Raw genomic sequence first — 18,108 nt, 5'->3', positions numbered from 1 at the left:
CGCTGACGTCCGAAGCTAGGCAGAATTTGCCGCCTGTATGGTTAACAGCTGGTTAAGGACACCGGCGATGCATGTCCCCGGTCGAGACATGATTTCGTACCCCCGTGATTCTACGCCGCGAAAAACGGCATTAACCCAACCGTTTGGCGGCGCGTGCACAGGGCAAGAAGTCATTTTGGATCGGACGATTCATAGGTTATTAAGAGTTGGGGACGGCAAAACTTGCCGTGGAACGTTAAGAAATCGCAGGTTGGGGCATCGTATGCCGGTGGTTGGCGAATCTGACCGCGGGCACGAGAGAAGCGCTATTTGTCGGGGACAAGCATGCAAGGCAGCCCTATCACCTTCATCGTCGCGTTCATCGTCGTTCTGGCGTTGATCGGCGTCGCTGCTTGGCTGGTTCGCCGATTCGCCAGCAGCCGGATCGGCGCCAATACCCAGCGCGGCCGGATGCCCCGCCTTGCCGTGATCGACGCTGCCGCGGTCGACGGCCGGCGCCGGCTGGTGCTGGTCCGGCGCGACAATGTCGAGCACCTGCTGATGATCGGCGGCCCGACGGACATCGTCGTCGAACCCAACATCGTTCGCGCCGCGCCCAGCCGCGACCAGCTCCCGCAACGTCCGAACACCGCCGAACCGCCGCGTCTCGCCCCCATGCCCGACGCGGGCGGCTGGGCCGACGAAGCGCCGCGACCGGAACTGCTTGATCATCCCGAGCCGCATATGCCCGAGCCGCCGCCGCGGCCCGCGCGCCCATCCTTCGCCGACGAGGTGCGCCGACCCGCTCCTGCACTGGCCGAACGTCGCAGCGAGCCGGCCCTGGGTGGCTTTATGCCCGAGCCGATCGCGCCGCGTGCGGAGCGCGAACCCCGGCCCGAGCCGCTGCCGCCGCGCATCGCCCGGGGCGAGCCGCCGCTGATGCCGCGTCCGCCCCGTGGTAGCGAGCCAGTGAAGATGCCGCCGGTGCGCGCCGAGCGGGCCGCTGCACCCCCGCCTCCTCCGCCTGTGCCGCAGGCTCCGCCGCCGGCACCTGCTCCTGCGCCCTCGAGCGCCGAGCAGAATCTCGCCGAAATGGCCCAGCGGCTAGAGGCTGCCCTGCGCCGCCCCGCCGGCGAAGCGGTCGCGCCCCCCGTTGCCCCGGAGCCGATGCCTGCTCCCCCGCGCGCCGCACGCAGCGAGCCACCGGCCCCGCCCGCAAAGCCGGCCGTGGAGAAGACCAGCTTTGAAAACCTCGAAGACGAGATGGCCTCGCTGCTCGGCCGTCCGAAGCCGTCTTCGTGAGGCTGCCGGCCCTCCCGCGTAGAGTTCTTGTCCTTTCTGTCCTGGTTGGCGCGGCCTCGCTCGCGATGCCGGCGCATGCCCAGGACATCAGCATCAATCTCGGCGGCGGCGCGGGTGGCGGCGGCGTCACCGAGCGCGCGATCCAGCTGATCGCGCTGCTGACGGTGCTGTCGATCGCGCCGTCGATCCTGATCATGATGACATCGTTCACGCGTATCGTGGTGGTGCTGTCGCTGCTGCGCACCGCGTTGGGTACCGCAACCGCCCCGCCGAACTCGGTGATCATTGCGCTGGCGATGTTCCTCACCTTCTTCGTGATGGGGCCGGTGCTGCAAAAGTCCTACGACGACGGCATTCGTCCGCTTGTCGCCAACCAGATCGGCGTCGAGGATGCGCTCCAGCGCGCCTCCGTCCCCTTGCGCGGCTTCATGCAGAAGAACGTGCGCGAGAAGGACCTCAAGCTGTTCCTGGATCTGTCCGGCGAGGCGCCGCCGGCCACTCCCGACGACCTCGCCTTGCGTATCCTCGTCCCCGCCTTCATGATCTCCGAATTGAAGCGCGCCTTCGAGATCGGCTTTCTGCTGTTCCTCCCCTTCCTCATCATCGACCTCGTCGTCGCCTCGGTGCTGATGTCGATGGGCATGATGATGCTGCCGCCGGCGACGATCTCGCTGCCGTTCAAGCTGATCTTCTTCGTGCTGGTCGACGGCTGGTCGCTGGTGGCGGGCAGCCTGGTGCAGAGCTACGGGGGGTGAAGAGCATGCAGGCGACATCATCGACGCCCCCTCCGCTCTGAATGATAACTCCCGACCTCTCCCCGTCATTGCGAGGAGCCCTTGCGACGAAGCAATCCAGACTCTCTCCGCGGAGAGACTGTGGATTGCTTCGCTGCGCTCGCAATGACGCGGGCGGAGCCGTCTCGGGCCACGCTTGGCGCGGCAGCCGCATCCTAGCGCGTCATCTTGATCTGCCGCACCACGGGAATCGTCGGCAGCGAGCCGGTGTGGTCGGACTCGTCCTTGGCCTGCGGCGCGCCGGGTGCGCGCGCCGTGGCGTCGGGGAAACGCTGCTTCATCTCGCGCAGGAAGCCGTCGAGCGTATCGACGCTGGCGGCCAGCTTGGCGATCTCGGCGAATTCGGCGCTGGAGGCTGCGGCCGGCTTGCTGGCGATGTCGAAGGCGAGACGGTCGGCGCTCTCGCTCATCAGCGGCGCATATTTCTCGCGGAAGCGCGACAGGCCGATCGAATCGTCCGCGAGCGCATAGCCGACTGCAGCGCGGATGATGTCGCTCTTCTCGACCGCATTGAGTGGTTTGAAGTCGCGGAAGCGCTCGCCGTAGTAGAGTTCGATCTGCTCGGCGGACTCGCGCCAGCGCCGCGCAGCCCAGAAGATGTCTGAGCGCAGCCGCAGCACTTCGCGCCCGGAGACGTTGGAGACGATGTCGAGCGCGAGATCGTGACGGCCGACGTCGCTCTGCGCGCGCGCTTCCAGCAGCAGGCGCTGCTGCCGGAGCTCGCCGGAGAGATCGCTGATGCGGCTCGCGCGCAGCGCGGTGATGGCCATGTCGGGCTTGCGGTTGGCGAGGTAGATCATGGACAGGCGCGCCGCGACCTGGGCGCGCGCCGCGCCTTCGAGGCGGTGATCGACCTGGTATTGCAGGAGCTCGGCGGCCTGATCGAGCAGGTCGATCGAGGCGAGACGGTCGGCGAGACGGCGGATCAGCTCGTCGCCGCGGCGGCCGATCGGCGTCAGCTCGCGGAACTCGTAGAACAATCCGAGCGCCTCGACCGGAGGCAGTTCGTCGCCCTTCGGCCCGAGGAATATCTGCGTGAACAGGTCGGAGGCGAGATCCTGCGCCTGACGCGAGGCTTCGGCGTTCGGCTGGAGCCTCGTCGCGGCGCGCGCGGCGGTGAGCGCGTCCCGGTAGCGCCCGCTTTCGGCATACATCCGCGACAGCATCTGGAGCGTCTTGACCTCGACCGCGTCGCCGCGCCAGGTCATCGACAGCGTCTCCAGCTCGCGCAGCGCCTCTTCCTTGCCGATCTCGTCGCGCCTCTGACGCAGCGCGATCTCGAGCTGCTTGCCCTCGGCCGCCGCCGGCCGGTCGCTCGAGGCGACCGCGAGCTTGTAATCGTCGAGCGCATCCTTGTCGTGGCCGAGTGCCTCGGCGAGCCGCCCGCGCAGCACGGCGAAGCCGGGCGCAGCCTCGGGGGGGACACCGACCACCTCGAGCTCGCTGCGGCGCTTGGAGGCGCCGGCATAGTCCTTCACCTCGAGGGAGGCGCGCATCGCGTCCATGGTCACGATGCGCTGGATGTCGAGCGGCAGTGAGGCGATGGCGAATTCGACGTTCTTGAACTTCTCGCGCGCGTCCGCCCATTTGCCCTGGCGCGCGTAGGCGAGCGCCTTCCATAGCTGGGAATCGTGGCTGTTGCCGATCACGGGATTGGCGAGGTCCTTCAGGCCCTGCGCCGGCCGGCCGATCAGGATGCTCGCGATCGCATGCATGATCAGCGCACCGCTCTCCTCCTTGTTGAGGGGATCGCTCAGCATGAGGTCGGTCACGGCCTTGGCCTCGTGATACATGGCGCGCGACATGTAGAACTGCGCGAGGTCGAGCCGCGGCAGCGAACGCAGCGCGGGCTCGACGGCCGCGATAGCCGCCATCAGTTCGCTCTGGCGCGCCATGAAGTTATCCGACTGGCCCTTGCGCCAACCCTCGGGACTGAAGACCGGACGCACCGCGGTCGGCGCCCGCTCGGCCGATATGTCGACTGGCGACAGCGTCAATCCACCCTTCTTGCCGAGGATCACCTTCTCGGCCCCGACCTCGACACCGACTTCGTCGGAGTTCGGCCGGATCGCGATGCCGTGCGCGGATTCCAGCAGCGAGAGATCGACGAGATCCTGCCGCTTGATGAAGCCGCGCACCGGCCGCTGCGCGGTGACGACATAGAGCGCATCGCCGGCATCAGGATCGGTGAGCTTGTGCAGGAGGCCAGGATTGGCGAAGGGGATCGCGATATTGGCAAGCGCGGGGTCGGTGATGTTGCGCGATATCATCAGCGGCAGCGGCGTCGCCTGGATCTTGTCGGCGAGCGTCAACAGCCAGTTGGTCTCCTTGCCGACCTCCTCACTCGCCAGCGAGTAGACCAGCGGTCGGGTGAGGCGGATTCGCACCGCCTGCCCCTTGTCGAGCGGCATGCGGCCGACCTCGCCGATCATCGCGCCGCCCTTGCTGCGGATCGCCTCGACATCGATCGGCTTCGGCGTATCGAACACCAGCCAGACGGTGTCGCCGCGGCGGAACGCCGCCGCAGGCGTTGCGACCGGAATCGGAAACGTGACGCGCAGGCCGTCGCTGTCGCGACGCACATCCACGCTGGCAGCGGTCTGTTGCGGCGCCACCGGCACCTCGGCGGGCGCAGCCTTGACGGCCTCCCTGACCGGCTGCTTCGCGGCCTCCGTCGACACTTCGGCCGGCGCCGGCTTGGCAGGCCCGGCCGCAGCTTCGGAAGCAGGCGACACGGGCTTTGCAGCTTCCTTGGACACTTCCGGGGGACGCACGGCTTCGATCGCGGGAGCGACAGCCGGTTTCTGCGCTTGGGCGGGCGGCAGCGCGGCGGGCGCTTCCGGCTTCGCTTCGGGCTTGACGTCGATCTTGGCTTCGCGCGCAATCGTCTCGGAAGTCGGCGGCGCGATCTCGCGGAGGACCTCCTTCGGCTTCTCGGCGGCCGGGTTGACAGGCGCAGGCATCGGCGCCAGTGCCTGAGTGGCAGGCTTCATCTGCGCGATCGACGCCTCGGGCGTCGCGGCCGCCTTGTTCTTGTCGGGCTGGAAGGCGACGTCGACGACGTAGTTCTTCTCGTCGCGAAACGAATGCACGTCCGAATCGCCGATCAGCGCGATCTCGATACTGGTCTGGTCGATGTCGGCCTTCTGCTTGATCGAGGCGACGTTCGGCGGCGCCGCGACCACCGCGTCCGCCAGGTCGAAATTGAGATTGGCGTTGAAGACGAGCGTGAGCTTCTGCTCGTTGAGGACGGAGGAGACTCCGACGCCGTCGGGCATCTCGAACACGAAGCGCACGAAGGTCGGCTGCACCGAGGCACGCACGCGGATCTGCGGACGCTTCCTGGCCTCGGCGGCGGCACGCTGGGCGCGCAGCGCGCGCTCGGCCACACGTGCGCGCTCGGCGAGTTCCTTGACCACGTCCATGGGCAGGCTCGGCGGCGGTCCCTTCCAGCCCTCTGGCAGCAGATCGACGAAGGTGCGCTCGCCGGCGTTCATGGTGTTGACGGTGACGCGCCGCGCCAGCGACAGGCGGATGGCGCTGCCATCGGGATCGCGGCGGGCGGAGTTGACGTAATCGGGCGCGCCTTCCGGAATCCTGTCGACGGGAACATCGACGGGCCGGTCAAAACGGATCACGAGAATGGAGCCTGCGGTCGTGACCTCGGAGGGAACATCCTCGCCGAGCTTGATGACCAGACGGGCGAAGCCGCCGCCGGCCGAAAAGCTCGCCTCGCCGCGGATCGGGTCGGCCGCCCGCGCAGGCGCGCTGAGGCCGATCGGCAGGCAGGCCGCCAGGACGGCCGCCTTGCGGACATGACGCGATAGCCCCCGCGCCATTGCGCGGGCTCGCGACACAAATCCAGCGGCAGCCTCTCGCGCCATTGGCGGCATTTCTTCCGGTTCGGCGGTCATGCCGGCACTGCGCCGGCCCTGCCTTCGAATGTAGGTTTTGGCAATTAAGGACTTCTTAAGTATGAGCCCTCAATTCGGCTTTTGCGTCGGCTTGCCGTCGATCTTGGGAAGATCGCCGGCCGAGGCGGACTGATCGCCGCCACCGTTGGCGCGACGCGCCATCTCGACCGTCAGCCGCTCGGCGGCCTCCGGCGACATCAATCCCATGATGTCCGACATCTTTCGCGGCGCGATGGCCGAGGCGATCTCGATCAGCACGCCCATCTCGAGCCGGTCGAACACCCGCGCGGCGTCCTTGGGCTTCATGCCCTCGTACATGGTCACGAGGCCCTTCATGCGCTGGGCTTCGGCGGCCTTCTGCTCGGCCTGCGTCGCGGAGATGCGGGTTTCCACCGCCTTCATCTCCTCGACCTTGTTTTCGATGCGCTTCTCGGCCGACTTCAGCAGGCTTTCACGAATGTCGATCTCTCGCTGGCGGGCCTCGATCTCCTGCCGCCGCGCCTGCAACCGTTCCAGGATCGCGCGCTCCGAGGCCGAGACCTGCGGCTGACCTTCCTCAATCTTGATCACGGTGCCCTCGGGCTTGGTCTCGGGCGCGGCCGGCTTGGGCGGCTCCTTCGGCGCACCATGGGTCGATCCGGTGATGTCGGGGTCCTCGCGACCGGTCGGGAAATTCAGGTTCTCCTCGGCCCAGGACTTCTTGGTCTGGTTCGGCTTGTAGTCGAAGACATAGCCACCGTTGATCGCGAGGCCCGCCACCTTCAGCGTGGCAAGGCCTGCGACGGCGACCAGGACGACCGGAATGACGCGGATGTTACGAAAGGACTTCATGCCCGGGCTTTATGCGGCAATGCCGTTGGATCGTCGGCGCTCGGAGAAGGCTTCGGCCGCGGCCGCGACCGCCTTCGCCGACGAAGGCTTGGCCGCGGACGGGGCAACCGTCTCCGGATTGGTCATGGGACGCGCGGCGATCGCGATCTTGGACAGGCGCCGTACCACGTTGTCGGCCTCGCCGAGCTGCTTGTAGAGCTGGTCCGACATCTGCGTCGCCGCGGCGAGCTGGCTGCCGAGGTTCTCGTTGACGTCGCGCACGGCCAGCTTCAGCCCGCCGATCGCGCGCTCTGCGATCTCGGTCGCGGTGATCAGCTCGCCAATGACCGCCTTCAGCGAATGCTCGTCCGCCTTGAGCCGCGTCAGCCGCTTGTTGAGCATGACGCAGTAGACGATCGTCAGCATCAGCAGGATAGCCACCAGCGACTCGATCGCCATTCCCAGGGAGTGGTTCATGGGGCCTCCATCATCTTGTTCTGCTCGTCCACCTTCTCGAACATCGCAAGTGTCGTACTTGGCTTGCGCAAGGGTTTCGTCACGCGGATCGCGACGCGATCGCCGACCCGGCCCATCCGCCCCTCGGTCAGCGTGACGTCGCCGCAGCGTACGGTGACGTTGGCGTCGGCGCGCATGTCGAGCGGCAGCGTGTCGCCGACCTTGAGCCGCATCAGCTGCTTGAGCGGAATGTCGGCCTCGTAGAGCACAGCATCGACGGCGATCTCGGCCTGCACGATCTCGGTGGCGAAATGGCCCTCCCACACCGGGTCGCGGCCGAATTTTTCGCCCATGAACATCTGGAGCAGGACGCCCCGGATCGGCTCGATGGTCGCGTAAGGCAGCAACAGCTCGATGTTGCCGCCGCGGTCTTCCATGTCGATGCGCAGGCGGACCAGGATCGCAGCGTTGGCGGGACGGCTGATCGCGGCGAAGCGCGGATTGGTCTCGAGCCGGTCGATCGTGAACGTCACCGGGGACAGCGGCCGAAACGCCTGCTCGGCGTCGGACAGCACCACCTCGACCAGCCGCTTGACCAGCTCGGTCTCGATCGTGGTGTAGGGCCGGCCCTCGATGCGCAGCTGGCTCGTGCCGCGACGGCCGCCGAGCAGCACGTCGATCATCGAATAGATCAGGTTGGAATCGACCGTCGCCATGCCGAAATTCTCCCACTCCTCGGCCTTGAAGACGGTGAGGACGGCGGGCAGCGGGATCGAGTTCATGTAGTCGCCGAAACGCACCGAGGTGATGCGGTCGAGCGAGACTTCGACGTTGTCCGAGGTGAAATTGCGCAAGGACGTCGTCATCAGCCGCACCAGGCGGTCGAAGACGATTTCGAGCATCGGCAGACGCTCGTAGGAGACCATCGCCGAATCGATGATCGCGCGGATGCCGGAATGATCGTCGAGCGTGACGTCGCCAACGGTGAAGCCGAGAAGATTGTCGATCTCCTCCTGCGACAGCACCCGCTCGCCGGAGTTCTTGCCGCTTCCGAGATCGCGGCTGCCGTCCTCGACCATGGCCGCCCATTGCAGGGCCATGGTCTCCGATAGCTCGTTCTCGGCGGCAGCCTTTGCGGCCTCGGCGGGATCCTCGGAATCGAGCGAGGCCTCCCACTGGGCGGCAATTGCATCCTGGTCGACTTGGTCGTTGCCCGCCATGATCCCTAGCCCGTCATGCTCACTGGACCACGACTTCCTTGAACAGCACCGCGCTGACCTGGATCGGGGCGACCGCCGCGTTGACGCGCTTGGTCAGCTCCTCCTTGAGGCGGAAGATGCCGGCGGAACCGTTGAGGTCGGAGGGGCGCAGCTCGCGCACATAGGTCTGGAAGATGTCGGTGACGCGCGGCATCGTCGGCTTGATCGCCTCGATCTGCTTCTCTTCCTTCAGTTCCAGCACGATCTTCAGCCGCAGATATTGCACGCGCTCGCCGGGCGAGCCGGCGAGGTTGACCATCAAGTCGGGGACATCGACGAAGGCCGGCGGCTTCGGCGGCGGCGCGGCCTCGGCATGGTGCTCGCCCTCGCCGTGACGGAAAAAGAAGAACCAGGTCGCCGCACCGCCGCCGAGGACGGCGAGCAGACCGACGGCCATGATGATGAGCTTGAGCTTGTTCTTCGGCGGAGCGGCCTCTGCGCCATCGCTGGCTGCGCCGCCTTCCTCGTTCTCTGCCATGATTGCCGCGCTCGTTCATCTCTCAAAGGGGTCGAAAGAGCGAAGTCTCCTGGCAGACAGTAACGCGATACAAATGTCCCAGCGCAATGCGCTCCTCTGATGCGCAAACGCTACGGTAATAATGGTTAACGGAACCTTTCGATTGGGCCTCCGCTAGGAAAAATCTGCCGGGCAAACATGGCTAACAGAACCTTTCTGCCGCCCTCCCGCGCCCATCAGGAATCAGCAAGCAGTTGAAATTACATAATCTTTCGGGTTGGCACGGCTTTCGCTGAGGGAGAACCGAGACCTCACGGTTTGGGAGAACCTGATGTCTCATTCACGGGGTCCGCCAAGTCGCTTGGGAGAGCGAGATGGCAGATCTCACTCAGGGGAGATTTCCGATGCAGAACGCGCTTCTGATCGGCTTGTCACGGCAGATGACGTTGGAACGGCAGATGGCTGTCATCGCCAACAACGTCGCCAATGCCAACACCAACGGCTTCAAGGCCGACCATTCGCTGTTCGAGGAGCACCTCAACTCGAACGCGCGTGAGGACAATTTCATCGGTCGCGACCGCCGGGTCTCTTATGTCCAGGACCGCGGCACCTTCCGCGACGTCGGCCAGGGGCCGATGGAGGCGACCAACAACCCGCTGGACATGGCGATCGACGGCGCCGCCTATTTCGCGGTGCAGGCCAATGGCGGAGAGCGCTACACCCGCGACGGCAAATTCTCTCTCAACAGCACCGGCCAGCTCGTCACCTCCGACGGCAATCTCGTGCTCGGCGCCGCCGGTCCGATCACTTTCCAGCCGACCGATCACGACATCAACATCGCACCCGACGGCACCGTCACGGTGCTCGAGGGCACGGCAAGGAACGACTCGATCCGCGGCAAGATCCGCATGGTCTCGTTCGACGATCCGGCCAAGCTGACCAAGCTCGGCGCCAATCTCTATGACGTGGGCTCCGCCGTCCCGCAGGCCGACACCAAATCGAGCATCCGCCAGGGCTACGTCGAGAAGTCGAACGTGAACGCGGTCGGCGAGATGACCCGCATGGTCGAGGTGATGCGCAGCTACACCGCGATCGCCAACCTGCTCCAGCAGCAGAGCGACCTCCACAAATCGGCGATCGACAAGCTCGCCGACGTTCCGGCTTGATTGAGGGAGAACTGACATGCAGGCGCTTCACACCGCAGCGACCGGAATGGCGGCACAGGAACTCAACGTTCAGGTGATCTCCAACAACATCGCCAACCTGCGCACCACGGGCTTCAAGAAGCAGACCGCGGCATTCCAGGACTTGATCTATGAGCACGTCCGCCGCGTTGGCGCCCAGTCGTCCGATCAGGGCACCATACTGCCGGTCGGCGTCGACATCGGCGGCGGCGTCAAGACCGTCGGCACGCCACGCAGCATGACGCAGGGAACGCTGTCGCAGACCGGCAACGACCTCGACCTCGCGATCTCGGGCGATGGCTTCTTCAAGATCCTGATGCCGGACGGCACCTACCAGTACACCCGCGACGGCACCTTCCAGATGGACAATCAGGGCCGCGTCGTCACCGCGCAGGGCAACCCGGTGCAGCCGACCATCACCATTCCGAACAACGCCTCGGGGATCTCCGTTAGCGAGCAGGGCCAGGTCTCGGTGACGCTGCCGGGTTCATCGACCTCGTCGATCATCGGCCAGATCGGCGTCACGCGCTTCATCAACAAGGCCGGCCTTCAGCCCGTCGGTAACAACCAGTTCATCGAGACCCCCTCCTCCGGCCCGCCGCAGGACGGCACCGCCAACTCGGAGGGTTACGGCAAGATCACGCAGGGCAGCCTGGAGCAGGCCAATATCGACGTCGTCTCGGAGATGAGCGACCTGATCGCCGCGCAGCGCGCCTACGAGATGAACGCCAAGGTCATCAGCGCGGCCGACCAGATGATGCAGTCGACCACGGCGCTGTTCCGCTGAGGTGATGACGATGATCCGCATCACGCTCGCCTCGATCTCCACCCTTCTCTTGCTGGCGCTGCCGGCAGCGGCGGCCGACGAATTCATCGCTTCGCCGACGCTGCGCGCAAGCGTCGCCGTGACCTCGGACGTGGTGCGGGTCGGCGATCTCGTCGACAACGCCGGCTCGGCCGCGCTGATCCCGGTCTATCGCTCGCCCGATCTCGGCACCACCGGCACGCTGACGGTCGGCCAAGTGCTGCAGGTGCTGCGCGCGAAGCAGGTGATCGGCGTCATGACCGGCGACATCAGGGAGGTTCAGGTCACCCGCCTCGCCCGCACGCTCGCGAGCAAGGACCTCGAGAACGCCATCGCCGCCGCGCTCGAGCGCCGCTTCGGCCTCGGCGAGGCCGCCAACCTGACCGTCACCTTCGACCGCGGCATTGCGGACATGCGGCTGGACGCTTCCAACACCGGTGCACTCCAGCCGGTCGCAACCCGCTACGACGCCCGCAGCGGGCGCTTCGACATCGCCTTCGAGATCGGCAACGACAGCAATCCGGCGCCGACCAAGCTCCGCTTCACCGGCACCGCGATCGAGACGGTGGAGGTGGCCGTGCTGTCGCGCGACATCGACCGCACCGAATTGCTGAAATCCTCCGACCTCTCGCTGGAGCGCCGGCCGAAGGCCGAGGTCACCGGCGAGCCCGCCTCACGCGATCGCAGCCTCGGCATGCAGCTGCGCCGGCCGATGCGCGCGGGCACCCCGATCCGCGTCGCCGACATCGTCAAGCCTGACTTCGTACTACGCGATCAGGCCGTCACCATCATCTACCAGGTGCCCGGCCTCTATCTCACCACGCGCGGCAAGGCGATCGAGAGCGGCGCAGAGGGCGACAGCATCAGCGTGCTCAATCTGCACTCCAAGCGTACGCTGACCGGTGTCGTCACCGGTCGGGGCCAGGTGACGGTCCAGGGCGCGAGCCAGTCCGCACCGATAACGCCCGCAGTCGAGCAGACCTCGTCAGTCAAGCGTGACGACGTGCCCGCGGCCGCAGCCCTTGCGCAGAGCCTGGTCCAGCCGCCCGCGTCCGCCGCCCAGATCGCCCAAGCCCAGCTTCCGCAAGTTCGCTTCTCGCAAGCTCCAGCCAAGTCAGAGTAGATCATGTCCCCGTTCAGTTCGGCTTCCCGTCTTCGTCGCATCGCGATCTCTGCCCTGCTGCTTGCGACCTGCGCATTGGCGGGAGGCTGCTCCTCGATCGACCGCCTGTCGCAGATCGGCGAGCAGCCGAAGCTGTCGGCCATCGACAATCCGACCACGCAGCCCGGCTACAAGCCGGTGCAGATGCCGATGCCGAAGCCGGAAGTCGCCTCGTACAATCCGAACTCGCTGTGGCGCAACGGCAGCCGCGCCTTCTTCAAGGACCAGCGCGCCCGCCAGGTCGGCGATCTCCTGACCGTCGCCGTGAACATCACGGACAAGGCCAACATCGAGAACGACAGCTCTCGCAGCCGTAGCAACAAGGAAGATTCCGGGATCACCGACTTCATCGGTTCCCAGACGATCACCCAGGCCAACAAGATCCTGCCCGGCCGCATCCTCACCGCCGACTCGACCTCGTCGAGCGAGGGCAAGGGCAGCGTCGACCGCAAGGAAGCCTTGCAAACCAACGTCGCCGCCGTGGTGACCCAGGTGCTGCCGAACGGCAACCTCGTAGTCGAAGGCAAGCAGGAGATACGCGTCAACTTCGAAATTCGCGAGCTGATCGTGGCCGGCATCGTGCGTCCCGAGGACATCCAGAGCGACAACACCATCGACTCCACGAAGATCGCCCAGGCCCGCATCGCCTATGGCGGCCGCGGCCAGATCACCGACGTGCAGCAGCCGCGCTACGGCCAGCAAGTGATGGACGTGCTGCTGCCTTTCTAACCTTCTTTGAGAGCTCCCACATCGTGTTCGCGAACCTAGGCGCGAACGACGGTGTACTACGCGGCCCTCGCTAGCTCCCCTGGCGAGGGCCGCATGTATTTTGCCTCTGGCACCGACATACGGGCTGCGAGCAGCGGCTCATGATCCGCGAATCGTCGCGATATCGCTGCCTCGCGCTCCGATGGCGAGAGCTCACGCAAACTCCGCCTCCACGACGCCCAGCCCGTCCAGCTCCATCCGCACCTTGTCGCCGGCCTTCAGCCACAGCGTCTTGACCAGGCTGCCGGTGAGCACAAGCTGCCCTGCGTGCAAACCCTTGCCCTCCGCGGCGAGATGGTTGGCGAGCCAGGCGAGCGCGTTGTGGGGATGGCCGAGCACGTCGGCGCCCGTGCCCTGGCTGACCTCCTCGCCGTTGATGAGGGCGCGGCCCTTGACCGCCCTCAGGTCCGGCACCGACGAGCGCGGCACTGAAGGTCCCAGAACGCAGCCGGCGGCGAAGAAATCGTCGGCGATCAGCGTCGGCGCGCCCATCGTCTCCCACTTCACGTAGCGATCGTCGACGATCTCGATTGCGGGATGATAGGCCTCGACCGCCTCGCCGACCCATTCGGCGGTGAACGGCGCCTCGCCGGCGGCAAGGTCCCGCTTCAGCCGCACCGCGATCTCGCATTCGACGCCGACGCGGACATAGTTGGAGGCCGCGAGCTTCACGCCGCTGTCGTGCACGCCCTTCTGGAACACACCGCCGGCGCAGGGATGCGGGATGCCGATATAGTCCTGCATCACCTGGCTGGTGCAGCCGATCTTGTAGCCGACCAGCGGGCCGACATGCGGTAGCAGAAGATCGTGCAGCGCGCGCTGGACCTGATAGCCCTCGGCTTCATCCGCGGGAGGACGCTCCAGTACCGCGAGCGGCGCATGGTTGCGGCGCGCCAGCGCGATCGCCTTTGCGGCTGCGAGAATATTGTCCATCGGCGCCGCCTCCCACTTAACGCAATCGGGAGCGGCACTTCAGCATTCCCGCCCGGGCGTGACAAGCCACGGGCAACCTCACGCCTTGACCAGGCCGAGCCGGATCAGACTCTCGGCGGTCGCAAGGATCGCCTCATGGTTGGAACGGGGCTGCCAGCCGAGCAGCGACCTCGCCTTGGCGCTGGTGGAATGCCGCACCCTGCCGAGCATCGGAATGACCGCCCGCAGCAAGGGAATCCGGGTCGCGGCCAGCCGCACCAGCCAGTCGGGGGCCTGAAGCCGCGGAACCCGGCGTGCGGACGGCCCGAGTTCCCGCCGCAGCCCGTTCGCGATATCGAGGATCGACATCATTTCCCCGGAGACCGCGATGAAGCGCTCGCCCTTGGCCTCTGGCGCCGTCATCGCGCGCAGATGCAGATCGGCGACATCGCGCACGTCGACCACGCCGAAATAGACCCGCGGCACCGCCGGCATGGCGCCGTCGAGCAGCGATTTGACGATCTCGATCGAACCGGAGAAGTCCGACCCCAGCACGGGACCAAAAATGCCGGCGGGATTGACCACTGACAGTTCGAGGCCGCCGCCCTCCCGCGCGATGAAATCCCAGGCGGCCCGCTCGGCCAGCGTCTTGGATTTGATGTAGGGCTGCACGTCGGGACCATCGAGATTGGTCCAGTCGGTCTCGTCGAACGGTTTTTCACGCGGCTGATGGCCGTAGCCGATCGCGCCCAGCGACGAGGTGATGACGACGCGCCGGACGTCGGCGTCGCGTGCGGCGCGCAACACCCGCAGCGTGCCGTCGCGGGCCGGGACGATCATCTCGTTCTCGTCCTTGGGCACGCTGGTCGACAGCGGCGAGGCGACGTGCAGGACGTAGTCGCACCCGGCGACCGCCTCGCGCCAGCCCCCGTCAGCCGTGAGGTCCGCCGTGAAGAAGGACACTGTTTCCGGCGAAGCCGCCCCGCCCTCGCGCAGCATCGCCAGCACCTCGTCCCGACGATCGGGCCGGCGCACCGTTGTCCGCACGGCATGGCCCGCGGCCAGAAGTTGCAGGACGACGTGAATGCCGACGAAGCCCGACCCGCCGGTGACCAGAACAGTGCTCATTGCCAGATTCCCCTCGATGCGCAGGCGACGATCGGTTTCGCCGCGACCCTGCTCAAGGCCGCATCTGGTCACTATCTCCAAGGCGACAAGTAGAATGGATTTCGAGACCGGTATGGAAAACCTGACCAGCAACTGCGATGTCGGCTGCGACTGCAGCCCAGACCCTGCCCTGCTCACCGACTTCAAGAGGGCCATCCACGCCCTCGGCGGCAAGTGGAAACTGGAGATCCTGTTTACGCTGATGAACGGTGCCGTTCGCTTCGGTGCCTTTCGACGATCGATCGGCGGCATCACCCAGCACATGCTGACCACCCAGCTTCGCGAGCTCGAGCAGGATGGCCTCGTAGCGCGCATCGTCCTCGCGGAGAAACCCCTGAGGGTCGAGTACGAGCTGACGGATGCGGCCTACGGCCTCTTGCCGGCGTTTAAGGAAATCTTGAGCTGGTCCAGGCTTTATGGGGACGTGCGCCTCTTGGCGTCGCGGCAGACCTGATTGCAGTGATGCTTGATGCAGCTGGATCGGCGTCTCAGCACCCGAGTCGATCCCGTTGATGCGACTCGCGAAATCTTCCTTACCTGAAGTGAACGCTGTTTCTCATCCGTACTCACGTGAGCTCGGAGGAATCGAGTCTAGCCCATTGATCGAGATTCACTTTTCGCGATCACGTTCGCGCGTTGCCGCGCGGCTGCAAGCGACGGACAAAATGGTGGTCACGGCGCGAAACGGCGCCTTGCGTCCAAAAACAAAGAGCCGCAACTCTGCGGCTCGGACTCTATTCGTCGCGATAGACCTTCTCGCGTTTCTCGTGGCGCTCCTGCGCCTCCACCGAGAGCGTTGCGATGGGCCGGGCCTCGAGCCGCTTCAACGAGATCGGCTCGCCGGTGTCCTCGCAATAGCCGTAGGTGTTGTCCTCGATACGCTGGAGCGCGGCGTCGATCTTGGCGATCAACTTGCGCTGGCGGTCGCGGGCGCGGAGTTCGATGGCGCGGTCGGTTTCGGACGATGCCCGATCGGCGAGATCGGGGTGGTTCACGTTCTCCTCCTGCAGGGCCTGCAGGGTGAGCTTGGACTCTTTGAGGATCTCATCCTTCCAGGCGAGGAGCTTCAAGCGGAAGTACTCCTTCTGCCTGTCGTTCATGAAAGGCTCTTTTTCGGTCGGTCGGTAGTTTTTCAACTTTTCCAAAGGGCGGCCTATCTGTCTAAGCAACGACTCGCAACGGAACGCGGTCCGTCGAGCGGGGCGTTATATAGCGGCCTCCTGTGACAGACAATATTTCCCTCATCGCCCGGGTGCCGCCCCCAAGCCCTTGCACAGGAAGGTTTATCCTGGAGGGATCGGGGGCGGCTGGCGGCTCAATAGCCGACCGTGAAGCGCTGCCTCAGATGGGCGGGCCGCTCGATCTCGTCGGCAAGCGCGATGGCGTAGTCGGCGAAGGTGATCCAGCTCCTGCCGTTCGCATCTGCGAGAAGCTGGTCGGTCCCAAGCCGGAACTTACCCGTACGTTCCCCCTCGACGAACAGCGCCGACGGCGAAATGAAGGTCCAGTTCAGATCCTTTTCCTGCCGCAGCAGATCGAGGAAGGCCCCTCCTGCCTCCGCTTCGGCCTTGTATTGGGCAGGAAAATTGGGGGTCGTGACCAGCTTCACGCCTGGGGCAACCTCGAGGCTCCCGGCGCCGCCGACCACGATGTAACGACCGACCTTGGAGTCCTTTGCCGCACCGATCAGCTTGAGCGGGTCACTGGCGAGGAAGTGCACGGAACTCACGGCGACGTCGTGGCCGGCCCACAGCTTCGCAAGTCCGGCCTGGTCGAGCACATCGCCTTTGGTCGGCGTGACGTTGGGCAGGACTGCGATCTTGTCGGGGTTCCGGACGATGGCTGTGACCGCGTGGCCACGGCGGGACAGTTCCTTGGTGATTTCCGACCCGGCCCGGCCTGAGGCGCCGGCAACTGCGATTTTCATGAAAGGCTCCTTTGCTGCTAAAGTAACTATCAGTGACTAGATATCGCAAAGGATGCTGGTGTTAAGAGAGCACTTTGTGCTTACCTGATTACGCTGGAGTGACTGGCCATGCATATTCGACCAGAGACTGTCCGAGGACCGACGATGAAGCCCGACGTTTACGCAGCGAACTGCCCCACCCGCCAAATCCTCGATCGCGTCGGCGACAAATGGGCGGTGCTGATCCTCTTGCTCCTGCGCGAGGAGCCGATGCGCTTCAATCAGTTGCGCCGCACGATTGAAGGCATCTCGCAGAAGATGCTGAGTCAGGTTCTCAAGTCGCTCGAACGCGACGGCCTGATCAGGCGTCATGCCATCGCGACCGTGCCTGTCACGGTGGAATATTCGATCACGCCGCTCGGTCTGACGCTGGCTGCGGCGGTCGATCCCCTGCGCGATTGGGCCGAGCAGAATCTGAAGGACGTGCTCGCGGCGCAGCGCCGCTACGACGCGCAGCAAAAGGAGGAAGCGGCCTAGACGCTAGGCCTGCCCGGCCTTCGCGAGCTCGACTTCGACGCGCAACTCGATCTCTGAGAGCACGGAATCGAGACCGGCATCGCCCGACGAGGATTTGAGGTTCGCCGCAGCATCACGCAGACGCAACACCGTCGAAGCGTCGAGATTTCCGGACAGCAGGCCCATCTTGAGATCGTCGAGCACGTCGAGCGCGGTCCTCCCGCGGGCGACCGAGCGCTTGCGGCGCTCGACCGGATCCTCCTCGACGCCCTGCAATGCCAGCAGCGCGTCGATGTTGGCGGCAGCCTTCGGTGCAGAAGCGCTCCGCGTCTCCTGCGCCGACGAGGTGTCGGGCAGCGCGAAGGTGCCGGAGCCGGTCCGCCTGGCCTGGCTCGCCGGCGTTCCAAGCGTGGTTCCGTTCGGTCCGTAGATGCGCATCGGAAGGAATCCGGGTGATCGATGCCTGAGCTTCGCCGTTTTATGGTTAACGACGCGTAAACAGCCCGGCAAAATCTGCCGACAGGCGGCAGTTTCGGTCCCCAGGGCGAACGACCGCTGACATCGGTCGAAACAGATTTATTCAACCTATTCAGCGACCTATCCCCGCTCCACGGATTGGCACAGCGCTCGCAAGGAAAGCGTCGGACCAGCTCGTCATGGGAGTGTCGTGCAGGTCCATCCGATTTGAGGAGCCTTTATTTGGGAGCCTTGGGGAGC

At 65.5% G+C, this 18,108-nt stretch carries 18 protein-coding genes; 8 read left to right on the top strand and 10 right to left on the bottom strand.

From position 1 onward, the window contains the following. Positions 1-324 precede the first annotated feature (324 nt). Entirely contained in the window at positions 325-1,281 is a 957-nt protein-coding gene (locus tag ACYCVF_RS05275) for a flagellar biosynthetic protein FliO (RefSeq protein WP_459597586.1), read from the top strand. Further along, positions 1,278-2,036 carry a flagellar type III secretion system pore protein FliP gene (gene fliP / locus ACYCVF_RS05270; RefSeq protein ID WP_459597584.1) on the top strand — a complete coding sequence of 253 codons (759 nt, stop codon included), beginning with the start codon at positions 1,278-1,280 and terminating at the stop codon, positions 2,034-2,036. Before ACYCVF_RS05275 ends, fliP begins: the two co-directional genes overlap by 4 nt. Positions 2,037-2,230: 194 nt before the next feature. Here the strand turns inward: fliP and ACYCVF_RS05265 are convergent, their stop codons facing one another. From ACYCVF_RS05265 to fliL, 5 genes are all read right to left on the bottom strand, one after another. Then, positions 2,231-5,959: a tetratricopeptide repeat protein gene (locus ACYCVF_RS05265; protein WP_459598011.1), complete on the bottom strand. Its 3,729-nt coding sequence runs from the start codon at positions 5,957-5,959 to the stop codon at positions 2,231-2,233. 99 nt (positions 5,960-6,058) lie between these two features. Next, positions 6,059-6,820: a MotE family protein gene (locus tag ACYCVF_RS05260; protein ID WP_459597582.1), complete on the bottom strand. Its 762-nt coding sequence runs from the start codon at positions 6,818-6,820 to the stop codon at positions 6,059-6,061. Positions 6,821-6,829: 9 nt separating this feature from the next. After that, positions 6,830-7,276, bottom strand: a complete 447-nt coding sequence (locus ACYCVF_RS05255) for a DUF6468 domain-containing protein (RefSeq protein ID WP_061023277.1) — start codon at positions 7,274-7,276, stop codon at positions 6,830-6,832. After that, positions 7,273-8,475 (bottom strand): flagellar motor switch protein FliM, encoded by a 1,203-nt coding sequence (gene fliM / locus ACYCVF_RS05250; RefSeq protein WP_061023276.1) that lies wholly within the window; start codon positions 8,473-8,475, stop codon positions 7,273-7,275. The genes ACYCVF_RS05255 and fliM overlap by 4 nt, the downstream gene beginning before the upstream one ends. A 19-nt stretch (positions 8,476-8,494) precedes the next feature. After that, positions 8,495-8,992 (bottom strand): flagellar basal body-associated protein FliL, encoded by a 498-nt coding sequence (fliL, locus tag ACYCVF_RS05245; RefSeq protein WP_459597579.1) that lies wholly within the window; start codon positions 8,990-8,992, stop codon positions 8,495-8,497. Between the two features lie 383 nt (positions 8,993-9,375). Between fliL and flgF the strand changes: the two genes are divergently transcribed. Genes flgF through flgH form a run of 4 tightly spaced genes read left to right on the top strand, consistent with a single transcriptional unit; the run spans position 9,376 to position 12,851 of the window. Continuing rightward, on the top strand, positions 9,376-10,137 hold the full coding sequence (flgF, locus tag ACYCVF_RS05240) for a flagellar basal-body rod protein FlgF (protein WP_459598009.1): 762 nt from the start codon (positions 9,376-9,378) through the stop codon (positions 10,135-10,137). A 16-nt stretch (positions 10,138-10,153) separates the two neighbouring features. After that, positions 10,154-10,942 (top strand): flagellar basal-body rod protein FlgG, encoded by a 789-nt coding sequence (gene flgG / locus ACYCVF_RS05235; protein ID WP_024341025.1) that lies wholly within the window; start codon positions 10,154-10,156, stop codon positions 10,940-10,942. A gap of 10 nt (positions 10,943-10,952) precedes the next feature. Beyond that, positions 10,953-12,083: a flagellar basal body P-ring formation chaperone FlgA gene (gene flgA / locus ACYCVF_RS05230; RefSeq protein WP_459597577.1), complete on the top strand. Its 1,131-nt coding sequence runs from the start codon at positions 10,953-10,955 to the stop codon at positions 12,081-12,083. Positions 12,084-12,086: 3 nt separating this feature from the next. Then, positions 12,087-12,851 carry a flagellar basal body L-ring protein FlgH gene (gene flgH, locus ACYCVF_RS05225; protein ID WP_459597575.1) on the top strand — a complete coding sequence of 255 codons (765 nt, stop codon included), beginning with the start codon at positions 12,087-12,089 and terminating at the stop codon, positions 12,849-12,851. A gap of 192 nt (positions 12,852-13,043) precedes the next feature. On the opposite strand, the gene ACYCVF_RS05220 is transcribed toward flgH, so the two are convergent. Next, on the bottom strand, positions 13,044-13,823 hold the full coding sequence (locus tag ACYCVF_RS05220) for a 2-keto-4-pentenoate hydratase (protein WP_459597573.1): 780 nt from the start codon (positions 13,821-13,823) through the stop codon (positions 13,044-13,046). Positions 13,824-13,901: 78 nt separating this feature from the next. Then, entirely contained in the window at positions 13,902-14,930 is a 1,029-nt protein-coding gene (locus ACYCVF_RS05215; RefSeq protein WP_459597571.1) for an SDR family oxidoreductase, read from the bottom strand. Positions 14,931-15,024: 94 nt separating this feature from the next. On the opposite strand from ACYCVF_RS05215, the gene ACYCVF_RS05210 reads away from it, so the two are divergent. Further along, positions 15,025-15,423, top strand: coding sequence for a winged helix-turn-helix transcriptional regulator (locus ACYCVF_RS05210; RefSeq protein WP_459597569.1), 399 nt, complete (start codon positions 15,025-15,027; stop codon positions 15,421-15,423). Between the two features lie 280 nt (positions 15,424-15,703). Here the strand turns inward: ACYCVF_RS05210 and dksA are convergent, their stop codons facing one another. Together dksA and ACYCVF_RS05200 are read right to left on the bottom strand one after the other, a co-directional pair. Continuing rightward, a complete protein-coding gene (gene dksA / locus ACYCVF_RS05205; RefSeq protein ID WP_008554760.1) occupies positions 15,704-16,069 on the bottom strand; it encodes an RNA polymerase-binding protein DksA in 366 nt (121 codons plus the stop codon). A 215-nt stretch (positions 16,070-16,284) separates the two neighbouring features. Next, entirely contained in the window at positions 16,285-16,896 is a 612-nt protein-coding gene (locus ACYCVF_RS05200) for an NAD(P)-dependent oxidoreductase (protein WP_459597567.1), read from the bottom strand. A gap of 144 nt (positions 16,897-17,040) precedes the next feature. On the opposite strand from ACYCVF_RS05200, the gene ACYCVF_RS05195 reads away from it, so the two are divergent. Beyond that, a complete protein-coding gene (locus ACYCVF_RS05195; RefSeq protein ID WP_061023262.1) occupies positions 17,041-17,412 on the top strand; it encodes a winged helix-turn-helix transcriptional regulator in 372 nt (123 codons plus the stop codon). 3 nt (positions 17,413-17,415) lie between these two features. Here ACYCVF_RS05195 and ACYCVF_RS05190 read toward each other — a convergent pair whose 3' ends face one another. Then, positions 17,416-17,829, bottom strand: coding sequence for a flagellar assembly protein FliX (locus tag ACYCVF_RS05190; RefSeq protein ID WP_459597565.1), 414 nt, complete (start codon positions 17,827-17,829; stop codon positions 17,416-17,418). Between the last annotated feature and the right edge of the window lie 279 nt (positions 17,830-18,108).

It is taken from the genome of Bradyrhizobium cedriense, from assembly GCF_054602315.1.
This window is presented reverse-complemented; position numbering and strand designations above follow the sequence as displayed.